The organism is Methylobacter sp. S3L5C (genome assembly GCF_022788635.1).
Lineage (GTDB): Bacteria > Pseudomonadota > Gammaproteobacteria > Methylococcales > Methylomonadaceae > Methylobacter_C.
Window position 1 is genome coordinate 2,254,502 of sequence record NZ_CP076024.1, and the last position, 20,676, is coordinate 2,275,177.

Annotated in this window: 8 protein-coding genes and 1 riboswitch; all 8 genes read left to right on the forward strand. The window is 43.5% G+C overall.

Going from position 1 to position 20,676, the window contains the following annotated elements; genetic code table 11:
- Positions 1–26: 26 nt before the first annotated feature.
- The 8 genes from KKZ03_RS10110 (at position 27) to KKZ03_RS10145 (ending at position 20,455) form a co-directional block, all read left to right on the forward strand.
- Entirely contained in the window at positions 27–1,730 is a 1,704-nt protein-coding gene (locus KKZ03_RS10110; protein ID WP_243221362.1) for a hypothetical protein, read from the forward strand.
- 391 nt (positions 1,731–2,121) lie between these two features.
- Entirely contained in the window at positions 2,122–3,780 is a 1,659-nt protein-coding gene (locus KKZ03_RS10115; RefSeq protein WP_243221363.1) for a ShlB/FhaC/HecB family hemolysin secretion/activation protein, read from the forward strand.
- Between the two features lie 354 nt (positions 3,781–4,134).
- Positions 4,135–4,213, forward strand: a riboswitch (cyclic di-GMP riboswitch).
- A 40-nt stretch (positions 4,214–4,253) separates the two neighbouring features.
- Positions 4,254–14,312: a filamentous haemagglutinin family protein gene (locus KKZ03_RS10120; RefSeq protein ID WP_243221364.1), complete on the forward strand. Its 10,059-nt coding sequence runs from the start codon at positions 4,254–4,256 to the stop codon at positions 14,310–14,312.
- 239 nt (positions 14,313–14,551) lie between these two features.
- On the forward strand, positions 14,552–16,357 hold the full coding sequence (locus KKZ03_RS10125) for a DUF2341 domain-containing protein (RefSeq protein WP_243221365.1): 1,806 nt from the start codon (positions 14,552–14,554) through the stop codon (positions 16,355–16,357).
- 298 nt (positions 16,358–16,655) lie between these two features.
- Positions 16,656–17,060: a biopolymer transporter ExbD gene (locus KKZ03_RS10130; protein ID WP_243221366.1), complete on the forward strand. Its 405-nt coding sequence runs from the start codon at positions 16,656–16,658 to the stop codon at positions 17,058–17,060.
- Positions 17,061–17,314: 254 nt separating this feature from the next.
- A complete protein-coding gene (locus KKZ03_RS10135; protein ID WP_243221367.1) occupies positions 17,315–17,983 on the forward strand; it encodes a TonB C-terminal domain-containing protein in 669 nt (222 codons plus the stop codon).
- A gap of 57 nt (positions 17,984–18,040) precedes the next feature.
- On the forward strand, positions 18,041–19,777 hold the full coding sequence (locus tag KKZ03_RS10140; RefSeq protein ID WP_243221368.1) for a putative porin: 1,737 nt from the start codon (positions 18,041–18,043) through the stop codon (positions 19,775–19,777).
- 12 nt (positions 19,778–19,789) lie between these two features.
- Positions 19,790–20,455, forward strand: coding sequence for a hypothetical protein (locus KKZ03_RS10145; protein WP_243221369.1), 666 nt, complete (start codon positions 19,790–19,792; stop codon positions 20,453–20,455).
- Positions 20,456–20,676: the final 221 nt, after the last annotated feature.

Sequence of the window (20,676 nt, forward strand, 5' to 3'; positions counted from 1 at the left end):
TGATGTTTTTTAATTGAGAGGCTAAAATGAAAAAAAATTTAATCCTGGGTGCTGCCATTTCGGCTGCATTATTGGCGGGAAACGCGCAAGCGATTACCGTTGATGCTAACAACTTTCCTGTTTATGATACCAGCGCAGCTGGCGATACCCGTGTGGTATATATGTCTGGCGCTTCAGCGGCCGGTACTTTTATAGAAAAAGTATTAACAGGTGCGGGTGTTGCTGCAGATCAAATTTGTGACGTTAGCCAGCCTATCTGGAAATTTAAAGACAATATTGACGGTGCGACACAAAAAGCTTATTTGTGCACGCAATCAACAACAGCGACCGGTTTAACATTGGCCACTGGCAAAGCTAACTTATTAATTTACAAGCGTGATGAAGGCGGTTCTGGTTATGGCGTTAGCCCAATCATTGCTGAAGCTAATGGCGATACTGCCGGTGCTACTATCGAGTTCTTAAAAGTTAACTCAACAAACTGTACTGGTGTAGCACCTGCTGCTGCCGGTACATTAACCAGTATTACTTGTGCTTATACAACAGGTACTGCCGGAAATAACCAATTGGTTGTTCCTGATGTCGGTGTTTCTGATGTCGATCCTGCGCAATTTCAAGGGTTAAATGCTCCTTTAAAAACTAATAATGTCACCCTGTTTGCTAATGTAACAGCTGCGGATGTTGCCAAGTTAACGGTAACACCTGGCGCTGCAGTTGTGTTTGGTGTCCCGGTAAGCATGCATTTATACAGAGCGTTACAAGGTGCTCAACTTGCCATGCATACTATTCCAGTTGCTGATCCAGTATCTGGTACAACTTGCATTGTGGGCGATGTGACAAATGCTGCTTGTATGCCCAGCTTGTCAAAACAGGAAATTGCTTCCCTGATTAAAGGTGATTGGAATAACTGGAACAAATTAATGGTCACTATTCCTGGTGTAACTGCACCTCTTGGTTTAGCAGCATGGGCATCAGCTAATCAAGCAGCTGATGCACCTGCCAACGCTACGACACATGTCTGCCGTCGTGAAAATGGCTCAGGTACACAAGCGCAATTAAATAATTTTGCCTTAAATTATCCTTGTACTACGGCTTCATCTACTACTCCTCCGGCTGTTGGAAATGATGGCCTAAACGGTAATACAGGTACTAAAACAGAATCATCTTTAGTCACGTTAATTCATGAGAACTCAACTTCTGGTCGCGTTACTGCTTGTTTGAAAGATCTGAATTTGGGTGTCGATACCGCTGGTGATGGCTTTACTAATCCATATATAACGGGTACTGCTCCTAAAACATTTCGTTGGGCTATCGGTGCACAAGCTTTAGAGAAAAAAGACGCAAATTTTGAATTCGTAAGAATCAACGGTGTTGCGCCTACGTTGGTTAACGTTGTTAAAGGTGATTATCTGGACTGGTTTGAAAATACATTCCAATACAATACTGCTCATGCAAGATTTTCTGAAGCCGGCCTGAAAACAACCATTGATGCGATTATTAAAGCGTCAACGGTACCTGCGGTAATGGGTTCGATCAATTCGGGTTCTGGCTTGTCACATGGTTTTGGTAACGGTGCTTATTTGGCCAATCCAAAAGCGAATACCCCAGTAACAACCGGTATATTCAATGCCAGCTTGCCGGTTAACCCTTATTCACACACGCCATCTTCTGCTGTTGCATTGGATAATTGTCGTGCACCAGTAACTTATAACAAATCTGTTGCAGGTTTATAAGTTTTAACGGGATAAAAGTCAGGGCAATCCTGAGTTAAGGTAACGGATTACCGAATCGAAGAAAACCAGTCGTTTTTAGAACGGCTGGTTTTTTTTGCGTTTTATTTTCGCAGGGTGTGCCATAGTACCTTTTTATAAAAAAGGTACTTAATACAGTCTACATAATTGTTGGTTTAAGATTCGACTGTTAAAGTCTGTACGATGGGAAGTAAGGACTTAATGGGGAGGAATGATTTTGATATTTGCCTACGGAGCTTGGCGTTCATATGTAGGTATAGCTTTTAACTTACACTTAGTCATCCTGTCATAAAACCTTAACTTTACTTTCATATAATGATAATTGAGATGCTTTCATTGGGAAGGCGCAGATTAGTATTAACCAAATATACGCATGCAACAAAATCGTAATAAACATAGCCGTGCCTTAGTCTGGTTGGCCTTGAGTGGTTTTGCCCTAGCTCAGGTTCAGGCAGGGCTTGATGTCTACGCACAAGAAGCGCCGCAGGTAGCAGCAACTGACGCTGCGCAACAACAGGCGATTAAGCCGCCTGCTGCCAGTTTCGATTTATTGGAGTTGCGAGTAAAGGGCAATACCCTGCTTGATAAGAAACAGCTCGAACGCACGATCTATCCCTTTCTGGGCACAAAAAAAAGTATCGATAATGTTGATTTGGCGCGCTCCGCTTTAGAGGAGTTATACCGAACCAAGGGCTATCAAACTGTTATGGTGGATATTCCCGAGCAAGACGTAACAAACGGTATCGTTTATCTAAATGTTGTGGAAGGCAAGGTGTCGCGCTTGCGGGTGACAGAGTCCCGCTATTTCTCGTTGGGAAAAATCAAGGCAGGAGTGCCGGAACTGGCAGAAGGGAAAGTGCCTAACTTTCCTATCATGCAGAAACAATTAACAGAGTTGGGTGGGGAAAGCGCCGACCGGAAAGTTCAGCCGATTTTACGTGCCGGTGAAACCCCCGGTACACTGGAAGTTGATTTAAAAGTAAAAGACGAGTTGCCGTTACACGGCAAAGTAGAGCTTAATGGCCGAAATACTTACGGTACGTCGCGGTTACGGCTTGTATCGTCACTGCATTATGACAATCTCTGGCAGAAAATGCACAGTGCATCATTGATGTATCAAGTATCGCCTGAGAATAGTCAGGAAGTCAGTGTATGGGCTGGTACCTATGCCATGCCGGTGTTTAATACCGATATGCGGTTGGCGTTGTATGGCGTTAATTCTTCATCAACTTCAAATGTTGCCAGTGTTGGAGGGACAACAATCATTGGTACCGGTAGTATTTATGGTGCAAGGTTGATAAAGCCGTTACCGGCACTGGACAATTATTTTCATAGCGCAACGCTGGGTGCAGATTACAAGGATTTTAAGGAAAATTTAACCTTAAACAGCCCCGGTGGTTATAAAACACCCATTAGTTATCTGCCGTTTCTGGCGCAATACACGGGTAGTTTTCGGGGTAAAGAATCGTTCACCAGTTTCGATTTGGGGATGCATTTTTCAGTGCGTGGCTTGGGTAATGATCAGGCCGAGTTTGAAAACAAGCGTTATCTGGCAAAAGCCAGTTATATGTATGGGACCGGTGATGTTAAATTTCTTTATAACTTGCCATTGGGTATGGAAATAAGCAGTCATTTATCGGGTCAGGTAGCCGATTCTCCACTCATTAGTAATGAGCAATTTTCGTTGGGCGGCGCGACGAGTGTGCGCGGTTATTTTGAAACAATGGCACTGGCTGATGATGCCGTGTTTGGTTCGCTTGAGCTCTATTCGCCACATTTAGGCTTGGAGGACTGGGATTATCTTAATACTTTGAAATTGCTGGCGTTTGTTGATGCAGGCCAAGGATGGATACAGAATCCGCTGCCGGGTAACCTAAGCGGTAATACATTGGCCAGTGCCGGTTTCGGTATGCACTTTAAGATGTGGAAATACCTGAGCGGTATGCTGGATGTCGGTTTTCCGTTTATTTCATTGGGGCCTGTGAACAAAGGCGATCCACGACTGGACTTTAATATTGCTACCGAATTTTAAAAATAACAGGCGAATTTTTTTATTACAAAAAAATTAATAATCCTTGTAGGTCGGGTTAGTGACAGTATATGTGTCGGGTTACGGCTAGCGCCTAACCCGACCTACGCGACTGGGGCCGGTAAACAAAGGCGACCCACGATTGGATTTTAATATCGCTACGGAATTTTAAAATTACAGACGATATTTGGTATTTTTTATAGAATTCATGAAGTAGTTGATACTTTTTTACGACAAAAAATGCGAGTCATCTTTGTAGGTCGGGTTAGGCGTCAGCCGTAACCCGACATAGATACTCCGTACTGCAGGCGTTTTATAGTACCAAGTGCCGGTATGATTATCCGGCAATAAGTTTTTTAGTGTCAAACCTAAACCCGTTGTGAAGCGGGGGCAGAAAGTTGCGGATCTTGCCTGGCAAGATGGCCGGACTATCATTTACTAAAGCATGTTAATTATTATTGTTAAAGGTTACAACCATGTCTCATAAAACGCCGCTGATCTTATTAAAACCGGTAGAAAATCTATTCAGATTAAAGCCGCTGGTTGCGTATATGCGGGTGGTGATTGCCGGTGGCTTGTTTGCCGGTGTGGTTGTGCCAACGCATGCCGAGTTACCGGTCCCCGTTGTGGCTGGCGGCTTTGTCAGTTCTGGTAGTGCCACCAATACGATTATCGGTAACACCCTGCGTATTGATCAGCAAAGCGATAAAGCCATTCTTAACTGGCAGAGTTTTAATGTTGGCAAAGAAAATACCGTTCAATTTGTTCAGCCAGGTAGTTCATCGATTGCCTTGAATCGTATTAATCAAGCGGATCCCAGTCAAATTTTTGGTCAGATAATTGCCAATGGCCAGGTTTATTTATATAACCAAAATGGTTTTGTGTTCGGCAAGGATTCGGTGGTCAATACGAATAGTCTGCTGGCCAGCACTTTAAATATTACTGATGAGGCATTTAATCAGGGTATTACCCGTGTATTCGATGACAATAACGGTGAGGCCGCACTGGCCATTGAACCAATGAAATCCGGTGCCACGATGGACCCAAAAACCGCCAGAATTCTAATTGAAGCCGGGGCTAAAATTCATACCGATAAATCAGGTCGAATCATCATTGTTGCTCCCACAATAGATAATAAAGGTTCATTGTCCAGTGATAACCAGGGGCAAATTATTCTGGCGGCCAGTCAGGATAAGGTTTATTTGCAGGCAGCCAGTACGGATAGTCCTTTTGCAGGATTGGTCGTAGAAGTTGATACCGGTGGTACCGTGACCAACGCCGGTGATATTTTAGCCAAACAGGGAAATATTACCATGGCGGGTTTTGCTGTCAACCAGCAAGGCCGATTGAGCGCGACTACCTCAGTTAATGTGAATGGTTCCATACGACTGTTGGCACAAGAGGGGCATGGCAAGCTGGGCGACCAATTGATCTCTACCAGCACTACTCGTGGAGCGGCTCTGGATGATGGGCTAGGTACCAAGGCAACAGTCACTTTTGCCCCCGGCAGTGTAACTCAGGTAATTGCTGATGCAAATGGTGGTACAGCTATTGACGAACAACTTCAACCCGAGTCCTATTTGGAGGTTTCTGCTAATACAGTGAATTTGCAATCAGGTTCAGCCATTAAAGTTACTGGTGGAAAAGTTGATATAACAGCCACTGATAATTTGGCAGATCCTACGCTGGGACATAGCGGTCGTATCTATGTTGAAAGCGGGGCTCTTATTGATGTTTCCGGTACAAAAGGCGTGGTCGCACCGATGGCACGTAATGTCGGCCAAGTTTCAGTGCAAAGTTATGAACTACGTGATGCGCCATTACAACGAACCGGCGTCTTAAAAGGTGAAACCATCAATGTTGATCTTCGCAAGCCGACGAGTATTGTCGATATTAGCGGAGCATTAGCCCGTATAACTCGTGGTATTGATGAGCGATTGGGAATAGGCGGTCAAATTAATTTAACGGCTAGTGGCGATGTTATTATTAATGACGGTGCTAATATCGACATTTCAGGTGGTTCAGTTATCTATCAGGATGGTTATATTAATACCACCAAGCTGATGAACGATTTTGGCGGTATTGTTGATATTAGTGATGCTGATCCGAATGAGCATTACCAAGCAATTTTTGGCGTAGTGACAGAAAATCACCAGAAATGGGGTGTCACTACTGTCTATAATATTCTTGACCAATTTGGACCTGGCTTGTTTCAGAAGGGCTATGTAGAGGGTAAGGATGCCGGGGCGATCAATATTAAAGCTCCGCTAATGACATGGAATGGTAACTTAAGTGCAGGAACCAGTATCAGCGAGGTTCAGCGATCAATTGCTAATATGCCGGTTGGCGGAACCTTTGCCGTAGATTTATCAGTCTTTCAGTCGTTGCAGAATGTGCTTTTTCAGACAGACAAAAATAATCTGCAAATTGCACTCAACGACAAATTTCCTAAACAAACCAACAATAAGCCGATTGATCTTGTTTTGACAGAGGCTTTGTTTAAGGGAACTGGCGTCGCAAACGTTTCTGTGAAAAGCTGGGGTAATTCGACGTTAAGTGCTGGCGCATCCATTGAAATGACTCCCGGTGGAACAATTTCCCTTGAAGCAAGCAGTATTAATATAGACGGAACTATTAAAGCTGCTGGTGGAACAATCAATCTTACAGCGGCGACCAATGATTTAATCAACCTAGTAACTGCTACCAATGATGTATTGCTTAAACCAGGGCTGGTAACTATTGCCGAAAAGGCAGTTCTGGATGTGTCTGGTGCCTGGGTTAATGATTTTCAGCAAGGGTTAAATGCTACGCCTACCGATCTACTAACCATTGATGGTGGAAAAATAACGATAAAAGCTGGCGGTGATTTGCTGGCAGATGTTGGATCAGTTATGCGTGCTGATGGCGGAGGTTGGTTAAACTCAGTAGGGAAATTAGCACCGGGTGACGGTGGTGCAATCAATTTAGCGGCAGTGGGTTCAAGTGGCACACCCTCTATGCTACGCATTAATAGTGACTTATCTGCTTATGGCTTGACCAAGAGTGGAGAACTGTCTTTAAGTAGCGACAAGATTATTGTTGGCACGGCAAATAGTGCTACAGATGACGTTAAACATGCTTTGGTTTTGGGGGTTAGCAACAATAATTTTAATCTTTTGCCTGATATGGGGTTTAGTGCGGTCAATTTAGATGCCAATACCGGCGACCTTAAGGTTAAAGGTGATGCGGCATTAGATCTTAAGACTAAAAACCTTGAGTTGAAAGATGGCTTTAGAGGTATGAAAACCGGCAGTTCAATTCGTGATTTTACTGATATTGTATTATTACCAGAAAACTTACGTAGCCCTCTAAGTTTAACTTTGGCGGGGACTACGGGGGTATCTGTGGAATCCGGAAGTTCAATTGTTGCTGATAAAGGCTCAACGATTGGTCTTCAAGTAACGTCGGGTAGTATATTTGTCGATGGCGTGATTAAAACCGCCGGAGGTAATATTAATCTTAATATTGATACCGCACCTCAGCTTGAATATGATGCAACTCAAGCGATATGGCTGGGTAAAAATGCCTGGCTTTCCGTTACAGGCGATACCCGCTTGAATCCTGTTGATGTATTGGGTCGTCGTACAGGAACCGTAATGGATGGCGGTAAAATAACGCTTGATGGAACACGTGGTTATGTGATTCTGGAGCATGGATCATTGATTGATGTTTCAGGCACGCAGAGAGTGCTCGATATACAACAAGCCGATGCCTCTGGTTTTAGTAATAATTATATGGCAACCCCGATTGCTTCCAATGCCGGTACTGTAAGCATTAAAGCGGCAGAAGGCATTGTTCTGGACGGCACTATTCAAGGTTTTGGGGGTTCAGCAACCACTCACGGAGCCCGTCTTGATGTCGCCATGGATAGATCATCTCGTAGCCCTCTTGCTGGTGCTACAAATTTTCCGGATGGCTCGTTTGATTTTACTATTGTCCAGACTGGTCAATCAACACTGGATAAAAGTGTGAAGTTTGGCGATGTAATTCCTGTTGCACTTAACGGACAGGCAATAATCAGTGCCGATAAAATTGCGCAAGGCGGAATTTCTGATTTCCGGTTAATTAGTTCTATAAAGAATACTACGCCTGTTAAAGTAAGCTTCCTGGGTGACGTTAATCTGACGACCAACGAACGGATCAGTATCGATGCGCAAAGATTGGAATGGGCTAACGACAAAACTTCCGGTACGGTCAATCTTAATACGGCTTATTTAACAATAGGCTCATCGTTAAGTCGCGAAGTCCTTGATTTACCAACGACAGGAGCCGGTAAATTAACGGCAAATACGCAGTGGACAGAATTATTCGGAGCTACGCGTTGGGATGCGTTTAGTGACATTACGCTGAAGAGTACTCATGATTTACGGGCTGTTGGGGTGCGTAATGGCGAGCAACGAGATTTTCTGGGAGCTTTGGTTACAGCCGCTAATTTAAATTTACAGGCGAGTCAGATTTACCCATCAACTTTAAGCAGTTTTACTTTTGCCATCAAGAATAATCCGACAGGTGACATTTCCATAACTGGCATCAATACAGATGCTTCGCCATTGTCTGCTGGTGGAGCGCTAAACTTTACAGCGCCATTTATTAATCAGAAAGGAGTCATTAAAGCCCCTTTAGGTACCATAAATTTAACGGCTACTAAACAGTTAACGTTAGGCGAAGGAAGTTTAACTTCCGTTTCGGCAGCCAATTTATTAATTCCTTTTGGGGTGGCAGCCGGTGGACTTGATTGGCTATATCCACTGGATAGCAGCAGAAATTTGCTTAAAAACACGCCACCAGAAAAACAGGTGATCTTAAATGCGCCTGACATCAATCTAACAAAAGGCAGTGTGATCGATATTTCTGGTGGTGGTGATTTGCAAGCTTATGAATTTCAGCCGGGTGCGGGCGGTTCTTATGATTATCTACAACCTGGCAGTGCATCTTACCAAGGCGGCTTTGCAATTATGCCATCGCTTGGGACACAAATCGCACCCTTTGATCAATACGAAAGTGTCGGCACAGCTGCTTTTGCGCCGGGCAGCACCATTTATCTAAACGGGAGTAGTCAATTAGCGGCAGGACAATATACTATTTTACCTGCTCATTATGCCTTGTTACCCGGTGCATTCTTGATTACACCTCAGGCTAATTCACAGGATCGTAGTTTTGCTTCATATACCAAAGATGGTCTGCCGATTGTGTCTGGTTATCAAATGCTGGCTGGGACATCCGTTCAAGATTCACGTACCAGTGCTTATAAAATAGAAACATCTGCTCAAGTTAAAATACAATCTCAATACGATATACAAACGGCTAACAACTTCGCTGAGCAATATGCACTGAGAAATGAAACCAGTGTGCCGTTGTTACCTATGGATAGTGGACAAATTTCAATTGTCGCGCAAACCAAGTTGCTATTGGACGGTACTATTAAATCAGCAGCACCAGGTGGTCGAGGTGCCAGAATGGATATTGCTGCGGATAATATTGAAGTTGTCACCAGTCTGGATTCAATAAATACTCAGGGTACGCTTCAGATTTTGGATAGTGCCTTGAACAATCTCAAGGTTGATAGTTTATTGTTGGGTGGAGCACGTAAAAGAAATGTCGACGGTTCGACTGATGTGAGTGTTACTGCAAACATGGTTAGTTTCGATAGCGGTACCCAATTAATGGTTACTGATCTGATTGCCGCTGCAAAACAAAAAGTCGAAGTTAAAACCGGAGCAACACTGGAAGCCAAGGGTAGTGTTAATGCCGGTGATTCCATTGTTAATATTATCAATGTAACCGGTACAACGCCCGATACCTATAATGACGGTGCCTTTTTAAGGCTGTCGGCAGATAAGCAAATTATCTTAAATCGTGCTTCAATAACGGGTAATAATGGCGAATTGGTGATAGAAAGCGGTGCCACATTGAAGGCATCCAAATCAATGCTGTTGGATGCCAGTCAATCGTCCAGGCTGGAGGGTGATATTTTAATGAACGGCGGTTCGTTAAACTTGGGTGCCAACGCTATTAACTTGGGCGATGTGGCAGGATTTACCGGTAATGCTTTAAATTTGAGTAACCAGAAATTATTAAATTTATCTGTCGATGAACTGATTTTAAACAGTCGGGGTACTATCGGTTTCCATGGTAATGTTGGTCAGGTTGATGCGCCTATAAAATTCGATCGGCTGGTTATTAATGCTGCCGGATTTTCGGGTTTCGGCAGTAGTGGTCAGGCGGTCAGCTTGGAAGCTAATGACCTGGTATTGGCAAATCCGTTCAGCGTTATTGCAACGACCACAGGTAACGGGTTGGGTGGCCTGGATTTATTGGCAACTAATTTTACTCAGGGAGCGGGAACCTTTGCAGTTAACGGCTTTAACACTGTAAATGTAAATGCGAAAAACGGCTTTATCACTAATGGCAATAGCGGTTTGACAGTTGCCTCAGATTTAAATTTAAACGCCGGATACTTAACGGCCACCAGTGGCTCCAGTTTTAAACTGGATGCCAGCGGGCATAACCTCAATGTCAATGGTAATGGTAGTGCAATCAGTGCAGTATCTCCCGGTTATGGTGGGGCAATGGAGTTTATTGCTGATACTATCGCTTTCGATGCCAATGCGTTATTACCTTCGGGTAAGTTAAATCTACATGCTTTGGTTGGAAATATGGCTGTCGGTTCGGCTGCAAATATTGATCTGGCCGGGCGGGCGGTGATTTTTGCCGATACGATTGATTACACTCCCGGCGGTACATTTACTGCCATTGCCGATAACGGCGCAGTAACGCTGGCTTCGGGATCGAAACTGGATGTCAGCACGGGTGGCGGTTCGGCGACGGGCGGCAATCTGGTTCTTAAGGCTCCCAAGCAGACCGTTACCTTGGCTGGGCAAATCAAGGCCAGCGGCGGTAGTGCAGAATTTGATGTATCTACTTTTAGCGGTTCATCCAATTTTGACAGTCTGATGGGCGTTCTCAATAATGCCGGTATAGACAGTTCAATTTATTTCCATAGCCGCGATGCTGACATCGTGCAAACGGCAACTAATATAATCAACGCTAATAATGTAACGTTGGTCGCTGATAAAGGAGCTGTTGATCTATTCGGACAGACTCATGTTAATGGTGTCGATCAGGGCGGTAAAATTAGTGTTTATGCGGGCGGTAAAATCACCTTGGAAAACGGCAGTCAACTGACGGCAACCGGTGCCAAGGGTGGCAAAGTCTTACTTTCCTCGGTTGATGGTGATGGTACAGGCACCCGGGATGGTATCGAGTTGAAAGACGGTTCGCTGATTGATGTCAGCGGAGCGACTGTCGGCGGAGATGTTACTTTACGCGCCTTGAGAGTGGGTAACGATATTAATATTCAACCCATTGCCGGTACGGTCAAGGGAGCGGCCAGATTTTATGCGGAAGGCGTTAAAAAGTACAGTAACGCTGACTTGAATAGTGATGGGCAAATCAATGCCAATGATATCGCCAATATTCAAAATGACACAGCTGTCTATATGACAAATATGGATAATGTCGCGACAAGACTGGGTCATGGTATAAGTCTGACTCCGGGAGTTGAAATCGACTATACCGGTGCACTGGCTCTAAGCGATAAATGGGATCTGGTTGATTGGCGTTATAACAGCAATGCAGGCAATCTGGTTATCAGGGCATCTGAGGGGTTAACGATGAGTCAGTCATTAACCGATGGCTTTAAGGATCAATCTATTTTTTATGACAAGGATTGGTTTGGGTCAATGAGGACATTTGAAATACCTATAGCTGATAAATTACAGTCAGGTAATTCATGGTCTTATACTTTGGTTTCCGGTGCCGATTTATCGACCGCTGACAATCAAGTCGCGCCATACAAGAATGATTTGGTCATAGGTTCAGGTGCCACGGTTCGAACCGGGAGCGGTGATATGAAGCTTATTGCAGGGCGCGATATTACCTTTACTGATGGTTCTTCTACCGTGTACAACGGGGGTAAGCCGACAGATAAAGATCCTTACGGTTCTTTGACAAGCAATTTTTTGGATAGCTTCCTGTATGCCGAGTTTCCTGTGGCTGGTGGCGATCTGTCATTAGTTGCAGGAGGCAATATCAACGGTACTAGCGGTACCCAAGGCAGTAGTTATTTTAATGATTGGTTGTTGCGCACCGGTAATACTTTGTTAGAAAACGGTCCTACAGTTTGGGGCGTTGCCTTGGGTTATCGCCCAGAGGTCTATAGTCAATCACCTTTCCAACAGAATATAGGGTCTTTCGGCGGAGGTAATGTTTTGATTCAAGCAAAGGGTAATATCAGTAACCTTGATGTGATGATGCCGACTACCGGTAAGCAAACAGGCACAATTTGTACGGTTAATTGTAGTAGTGAAGCGTCTTTTATTACGAATCAAGTTGAAATTAATGGCGGGGGTAATATGCAGGTTAAAGCCGGTGGCGATATTGCCGGTGGCACTTATTATCTGGGTAAAGGAGCAGGCCTGATTTCAGCGGATGGATCCGTGACAGGGGGTAGTCAGTTTACTAAAGGCCCACAACTATTAACGGGAGATACTCAATTTTCTGTTTATGCGGGTAAAGATGTTAATTTGACCGGTGTGTCTGACTCCATGATTTTGGGTAATAGCGATGTTAACTTTTTCAGTTATACCGATGCCAGCGCTTTGACGGTTAAATCGCTTACGGGTAGTGTCAACTTGAATTCAGATGCTACTGTAATAAGTAATTTATATGGATTTTCGAGTGATACGCAAAGTTTGGCGCAAATTTATCCAGGGTCTTTGTATGTGAGTGCATTTAGCGGCAACATTGATTTAAAGCAAAATATAGTGTTATTCCCGTCAGCAACTGGACAATTGAACCTGCTGGCTGAGCAGAATATTACTTCAATGCTCGGAATTGCCTTGGGTATGTCTGACGGGAATAAATCATTATTACCCGATGCCTATACGTTAATGGCAAGCGGCAGTGCCGCAACTTTAATGGTAAACCGTATTTATCCATTTGCTGTTTATCCAGAAAATTTAAATCATGCAACTATACCAATACATACGGGAGATCAAGAGCCTGTCAGGGTGATTACCCGATCAGGTGATATTGAAAACATCAACTTTAATTTGGCAAAAAAATCACTAATTAAAGCAGGTCGGGATATTAAAAATCTTACCTTGGCGATACAGAATATAAGTCCATCTGATGTTTCACTGTTGGAAGCTGGACGTGATATTACTTATACCAGTGGACGAAATCCGACTACCGGCGGGCTGCTGGCTAACGATGCAAAAGTCGAATTTTCAGGTCCCGGAGAAGTTTTGGTCAAGTCAGGACGTAATATTGATTTGGGTGCGTCAGGTGGATTGTCTACCGTAGGTAACGTTTATAACTCCAATCTGGCTAATAAGGGCGCTAATCTTACGGTCATCGCAGGAGCTAATAGTCAGGTAAATTATGCCGGGTTTATTAATACTTATCTTAAAGATAGTGCTAAATACAAAGTCGCTTTCGATAAGGCGAGCACCCTGATTACCGGATTTATGCGTGAACGCTTAAACCAACCCATATTGAGTGATGTCGATGCACTAAAAGCATTTACTGTATTGACTGAAGATCAGTATGTTGCCATTCAGCCGCAATTATCCGCACTGGTTTTGCCGGTCATGTTTAATGAGGTCAATTTATCAGGGAGCGCTGCAGCAGCAGCTACATCAGATTCAGCCAAGAAAGCTTTTTATGAGTCGGGTACTGCGGCAATTAATGCCCTGTTTCCGGATAGTAACTGGAAGGGTGATTTGAGTTTGTTTTTCAGTAAAATACAAACCGTAGATGGTGGTGATATTAACTTATTGGTACCCGGTGGGCAGATTAATGCCGGTCTGGCGGTTTCTTTTACCGGAGCCAAGCCTTCTTCTGAGCTGGGTATAGTGGTTCAGCGAGAAGGCAATATTAATGCAGTGGTAAATAATGACTTTTTGGTTAACACGTCGCGGGTATTTGCTCTGGATGGCGGCGATATTCAGATCTGGTCATCAACGGGTAATATTGATGCCGGTAAAGGGGCCAAGTCGGCGATTGCTGCGCCGCCACCGAAAATCAGTTTTGATACGAATGGTAATTTGGTTATTGAATTTCCGGCTATTGTTTCAGGTAGTGGTATCCGTACAGCAGCCAGTTCGAGTGGTGCAATTCCAGGCAACGTTAGTTTATTTGCACCGATAGGTGTGGTTAATGCCGGTGAAGCAGGTATCGGTGGCACTAACGTAACTATTTCCGCAACTGCCGTTTTAGGAGCCAACAATATTCAGGTTGGCGGCGTCAGTACTGGTGTGCCGGCTGCCTCAACCGGTAGTTTGGCAGCAGGTTTGACTGGAACCAGTAATATGACGGCTAGTGTTAGTCAAGTAGCACAAGCGGTAACCGGAATGGATGATGGTGGCGCAGAAACCAACAAAAATGCAGCGTTGGGCATGTTTAGTGTCGAGGTGCTGGGTTTTGGTGACTGAGGTTTTAGCTTGGGAAATTAATATGGGTAAATTAAAAGCCCTGTAAATTTACTGTTTGCTTCGACAGTTTAAAAGTGGTTTTCAATATTATATTCAACCCTCTCAATCCGGTTTTAATGTGGTTAAAGCCGGATTTTTTTTGCCTCCCATATCAGTACCGTCGCTTTGTAAGCCATCGTCATAATAATGTCATGAAGCTCTGCGATAATTACAATATTAATATATAAATGAGAAAGAAAATGAAACGGTGTGGTTTTTTATTGGTAGTTCTTATGCTAATCCCGTCAATAGCATCAGCTTGGTGGAATGCAGATTGGGGATATAAGAAAAAAATAACGTTGGATGTACAAAAGCTGAAACAAGATGGAGTCACTGTACCGGCTTCTGCATTTGCTTTAGTTCGTTTACATACCGGAAATTTTTCTTTTTTTGCCGACCTTGCCGAAAAAGGTAAGGATATACGCATATTGGCTGCTGACGAGGAAACGCCGCTTAAGTTTTATATTGAAAAAATTGATCCCGTTAATGAAATGGCCTTGATTTGGGTGAAGTTGCCCGCTGATGCCGCCACTGCAGCCGAGCCCATTATCTGGATTTATTATGGTAATCCTAAAGCCGTAGATGCACAGGATGCTGCTGGTACTCATGATGTTAATCAGGTGCTTAGCTATCAATTTGGTGCAATGGGCGCAAAAGATTTAACAGCTTACGCCAATAATGCCGGCGAAATGACTTCAACCATTGGCGAAAACGGCTTGATTGCTGACGCTGCGGTATTTAATGGTACTCAAATTATCCGTGTTCCGGCAACGCCTTCATTGCAAATGTCACCGACCGCTGGTTGGACCGTTTCGAGCTGGGTAAAAATTGATCAGGCGCAAACCAATAGCGTTATTTTTCAACGATCCGGTGCTGGTGGCAATGTCACTTTATCGATTATGGGGGAAACAGTTTTTGTCGAAGTTGAGGAAGGTTCCAAACAGGAATTTAAAGCACCAACACCACTAACAGTCGGCGCCTGGCATCATTTGGCATTAACTGCAACGACAGATACTTTGACGCTGTATGTCGATGGTCTATCAGCAGGGTCTTTAGGCGTTGCGACTCGTGATTTAACCAGCAACATGACCATAGGAGCCGATTCTTTTGGTGCGCGTGGGTTAACCGGTTTACTTGACCAGTTTGTGGTTAATAAAGTGGCGCTTGATGCCAATGCAATTAAGTTTGATGCCGAAATGCAGGGGCCAACCATTACCCTGTTGACTTACGGTGAAGACAGTACGCCGGATAGTGAAGAAGGCGGCGAGTCCCTTATTATGGGTTCGTTAAAAAACGTGACCATGGATGGCTGGATTATTATCGGTATTTTGGGCGTTATGTTTGTGGTCAGTTGGATAGTCATGATTGTTAAAGCCATCGTTTTTAGCCGAGTCCAAGGAGAAAACAAAAAATTCGAAAAAGCCTATAGCAAATTAGGTGAACAAGATATTGCCAAGTTGAACAGCGAAGATGATGAAGACGATCTTGAACTTGAAGAATCGCCATTGTTATTGTCGTTTACCAAGACCCACGGCGCTTTTACCGGATCGACCATTTATCGCATCTACCATGTTGGTGTTGAGGAAATGAATCATCGTCTTAAAAAAGCCGAAGGAGCAGGCAACGGACAGGTGCTTTCACCACAAGCCATGAATGCGGTAAGAGCAACAATGGATGCCAAGCTAACCAGAGAGTTACAAAAACTTAACTCACAAATGGTTTTGTTAACGATTGCCATCAGTGGTGGGCCATTTTTGGGATTGTTGGGTACGGTTATCGGGGTAATGATTACCTTTGCTGCGATTGCAGTCAGCGGCGAAGTCAATGTTAACGCTATTGCACCGGGTATTGCCGGTGCTTTAACGGCAACAGTAGCCGGTTTGATCGTAGCGATTCCATGCCTTTTTGGTTATAACTATTTGGGTGGTCAAGTCAAGGAAATCACGGCTGATATGCACGTGTTTGTTGATGAGTTTGTTGCAAAATTAAGCGAACAACATACCTGATATTACGGATGACTAAAGAAAAGTAATTGTCCACGAAAAGCACGAAAGACACGAAAAATAGAGATTTTATAGTAATCAATGCCGGTTGGGGTTTATAACCCTGACCGGAACGTTTGAAGACTTCAGTAGCTATTAAAACGTGAATGATGGGGTTGCAAACCACCCCATGCTTTACACGGATAACCCAGAAGTAAAGCAGATTTTGAAATATAAAGATTTTTTCGTGCTTTTCTTGTTTTTCGTGGACTAGCGCTTTTTCGGATAACTATACAAACATTCTGCCAGAGAAATTTGAACTATGAAATTGCAAGAAGAAAATGCGGCGTATGACGAAATTAACGTTACACCAATGCTTGATTTGGCTTATGTACTATTGATTGTATTTATTCTGATGACGACGGCAGCTGTTCAGGGTGTGCAGGTCAATTTACCTAAAGCCAGTAATACGCCCAGTTTATCCAAGCCACAAACCAAGGCGATTACCATCACTGCAGATGGCACAATATTTCTTGATACATTGCCGGTAACCATGGAGCAGCTAGAAACTACTTTACAGCAATATAAAGCAGTTAATCCTGCCTTGCCGGTTGTTGTTAAGGGTGATGCCACGGTTCAGTATCAAAATGTTATCAACATTCTCGCCATGTTGGGCAAATTGGAAATTACCCAGGTAGGATTAGTAACCCAAAACCTGGTTAAGTAGGCTTGCTCTTTATTTAAAAAAGACGAAAACCTTTTATTCACCACGAAGGCACGAAGAAACACATTAAACGTAAATCAGGTGATGGAAGCACTTAAAGCCCGAATTTTTAACGTTCAACAAGTAAAAAGTGGGTGACAACAAGTTCCCCTCATTATTATTTTATTTACCATGAGAACAAAAAACTTCGTGTTCTTCGTGTCTTCGTGGTGAAAGCTTTTAATACTTTTTGTAGATCAAATTATTTTTATTGTTTTATGAGTAAATACAAACGTTTCAGGACTTATGGGCCTAAAGTTATCGGTGGATTGATACTGATTGTCGCAATTGTCTATGTGATTAAAATTATCAGTGGTTTTCTCAGTGAAAAACCGGTGAAGCATGAGAAAAAAATTCAGCCCATTACTTTATTTAAGCCGCCACCTCCACCGCCACCACCGCCACCACCACCAAAAGTCGAGCAGCCACCAGAGCCTGAAATTCAGGATAAAATTGATGAGCCGGAGCCCGATCCTGAACCTTTACCGGATGTGCCTGATGAGAAACCGGCTGCTGATACCGGTTTGGATGCAGAAGGAACCGCAGGTACTGACGCCTTTGGCATGGTTGGTCGTAAAGGTGGAAAAGGTTTGTTGGGTGGCGGCGGTGGCAGTCCTTTTGCCTGGTATGCCGGAACCATCAAAGACAGCTTGATCGATATTTTGTCAGACAATGACGATTTACGAAGAAAGAACTATTCAGCGGTTGTCAAAATTTGGCTGGATCCTGATGGATCGGTTACCCGTTACGAATTGTCACGTGGCAGTAATGACCCTGACATAGATAAGTTGTTAAATAAATTGCTGGCAAAATTTAAGAAAGCTAAAGAAGCACCGCCAGCAGGCATGGAACAGCCCGTTAAACTAAAAATTTCATCACGACTTTAGGTTATAAACCTGACTCGAAACACTACAAATTTAATCTTACAAATTCAGGAAAGACCTATGGACAAGAAGAAACCGCTACTGGCTTTAGCATTACTATGTGCAGCCGGGTTGACACAAGCGGGTGAAAAGGAAGAATTGCTGAAGTTACGCAATACGACCACTAATCTGATTAAGCAATTGGTCAAGCAAGGTATATTAACCGATAAAACGGCTAATGAAATGATCAAGCAAGCAGAAGCCGATTCTGATCAACAGGTTGCCGAAGCCAAATCAGCTGCTCCAAAGGCAGTTGCGCCTAAGGAGCTCGTACCCTCTGATGAGGTTCGGGTATCTTATGTGCCTGACTTTGTAAAAGATGAAATTCGCCAGCAGGTACGTACTGAGTTACGTGAAGAAGTGGTCAGTGATGTCATGCAAAAAGCGAAAAAAGAACAATGGGGCATGCCTAATGCCTTGCCAGAATGGATCAAACGCTTCAAGTTATCGGGTGATATACGGTTACGCTCTCAAAATGATTTCATGGCTAGTGACAATATACCGAACAGTTACTTTAATGCACAAGCTATTAATGAGGCTGGCGGTGTCACAGCAGCGGGTGTAAATGCGTTTGATAATACAACGGTTGACAGGCACATGTTTCGTGAACGCGTACGCTTGGGTATAGATGTAAACATTGCCGAAGGCCTGACCGCTGGGATACGTTTGGCGACCGGGAATATGTTTGATCCGGTATCAACTAATCAAACCTTGGGTAATACCGGCAACCGTTATGAATTTGCTTTGGATCGCGCTTTTCTTAAATACGATGCGGTGGATAGTGAGCAGTTTAATTGGCTGACCGTTTCTGGAGGGCGTATAAAAAATCCTTGGTATACAGGAGGCGGTGAATTTACAGGTGGTAGTGAATTAGTCTGGGATACCGATCTCTCTTTTGAAGGTTTTGCTGGTACGATCAGGCATCAATTGGGCACGTCAAATGCAATGGATCTGAGTAATGGCAATGGGCCTACGTTATTTGCGACAGCGGGTGCATTTCCTTTACAAGAATACCAATTAAGTTCTGATGACAAATGGTTATTCGGTGGTCAGATGGGCGTAGATTGGGGCTTTTCTAATCAGGACAGTGTCAAGTTTGGTGTTGCTTACTACGATTATGTTAATACTCAGGCGATTCCGAATACATCAGCCATAGGTACCTGTGACCTTAATAGTGTTGATAATGATGCATCCGTACCTCAGTTTATGCAAGGCGGTAATAGCTTGGCAACCATTTGTCGCGAAGGTACTTCATTAGCGCCTGGTGTTGAAGCTGGTCAGTTGGGCTTGGCAACAGATTATAATATTCTAAATATTAATGGTTCATACGATTTAGCCGAACTTGCACCATATCACATAAGAATCAGTGGTGATTATGCAAAAAATCTAGGCTTTAATTCAAATAGTATTCAAAGTAGATACGGTGATTACTGGGGTTCAGTTGGAGGCGATAAGGGTAAAGAACAGACTAATGCCTGGCAGGCCAGAGTTGATATTGGTTGGCCAAGAGTCGATAAAAAAGCGCATTGGAATGTCTTTTCACTTTATAAATACGTAGAACGCGACGCAGTATTGGATGCATTTACCGATTCTGATTTCCATCTTGGTGGTACCAACGCTAAAGGTTGGGTCGTCGGGGGTAACTATGGTTTGTGGAATGGTGTGTGGCTGACTGGCAGATGGTTAAGCGCCGATATAATTACCGGCCCTCCATTTGGTATCGATGTGTTGCAACTTGATATTAATACACGTTTCTAATTGGGTATCGTCATGAGCAGAATTTTCAAACTACTGGTGGTGTCCATTTTGTTGGCTGGCAACTTGCTGTCGGCAACAACACAAGCAGCGCCTCGGGCAGTTGATGCCAACAATGGTGTTGTCCTTAAGTTGCAAGGATTGGTTAAAGATATAACCACTGAGCGTGATTTGCTTAAAACAGAAAAAGACAAGCTTGCCATCGATATAGAAAAGTTGAAGAAAGATAATGCGGCTTCTATTTCAGAAAGTGATCGCTTAAGCGGTGAGGTTTCTGCTCAAAAAAGCAGTAACGATGCTGTTCGTGGCACACTGGAACAAACGCATGCTAAATTGCTGGAAGTGATTGAAAAATATAATGCATTGAACCAAGCTAAAAATGAGCTGGGTGTAACGCATGTTAATTTGCAAAACAGCCATAATCAAACTGAATCTGAACTGCAAAGCTGTGAAGGTAAAAACATAAAATTGTTTGAAGCAGGAAAAGAAGTCTTAAATAGCTATGAAAACATAGGCATAATGAATACCTTGTTTAAGTCTGAACCTGTATTGCAATTTAAAAGTGTGGAAATGCAAACCCTTGCTCAGGAATATGAAGACAAGCTGATAAAACAAAAATATCAACATAAAGAGCTAACAACGACAAATGTTATAGCGCCAGTAGCTAAAGAAGCTAAATAAGCTAAACAGCCTTAAGTTTACTGTTATACTTCCCCAAGAAAAAATACAGGAAATCAATGGTGGTTGGGTTTGCGATTGCGTAACCCGCCATTATTCCAAGATGTTGGGTTGTATTAATTTTTTGTATCTACTCTATACTTGGCTCTATCTCCTGCATAATCTGTTTATATTTTGATTATGCAGGGTTTGCAGGAGCAAATATCTGCCCATGTAGTCGTATG

Bases quoted from the DNA above. Each gene is read 5' to 3' on its own strand.
- KKZ03_RS10115 (WP_243221363.1), top strand. From the start codon at position 2,122: ATGCAACAAAATCGTAATAAACATAGCCGTGCCTTAGTCTGGTTGGCC.
- KKZ03_RS10130 (WP_243221366.1), top strand. From the start codon at position 16,656: ATGAAATTGCAAGAAGAAAATGCGGCGTATGACGAAATTAACGTTACA.
- KKZ03_RS10145 (WP_243221369.1), top strand. From the start codon at position 19,790: ATGAGCAGAATTTTCAAACTACTGGTGGTGTCCATTTTGTTGGCTGGC.
- KKZ03_RS10120 (WP_243221364.1), top strand. From the start codon at position 4,254: ATGTCTCATAAAACGCCGCTGATCTTATTAAAACCGGTAGAAAATCTA.
- KKZ03_RS10140 (WP_243221368.1), top strand. From the start codon at position 18,041: ATGGACAAGAAGAAACCGCTACTGGCTTTAGCATTACTATGTGCAGCC.
- KKZ03_RS10110 (WP_243221362.1), top strand. From the start codon at position 27: ATGAAAAAAAATTTAATCCTGGGTGCTGCCATTTCGGCTGCATTATTG.
- KKZ03_RS10135 (WP_243221367.1), top strand. From the start codon at position 17,315: ATGAGTAAATACAAACGTTTCAGGACTTATGGGCCTAAAGTTATCGGT.
- KKZ03_RS10125 (WP_243221365.1), top strand. From the start codon at position 14,552: ATGAAACGGTGTGGTTTTTTATTGGTAGTTCTTATGCTAATCCCGTCA.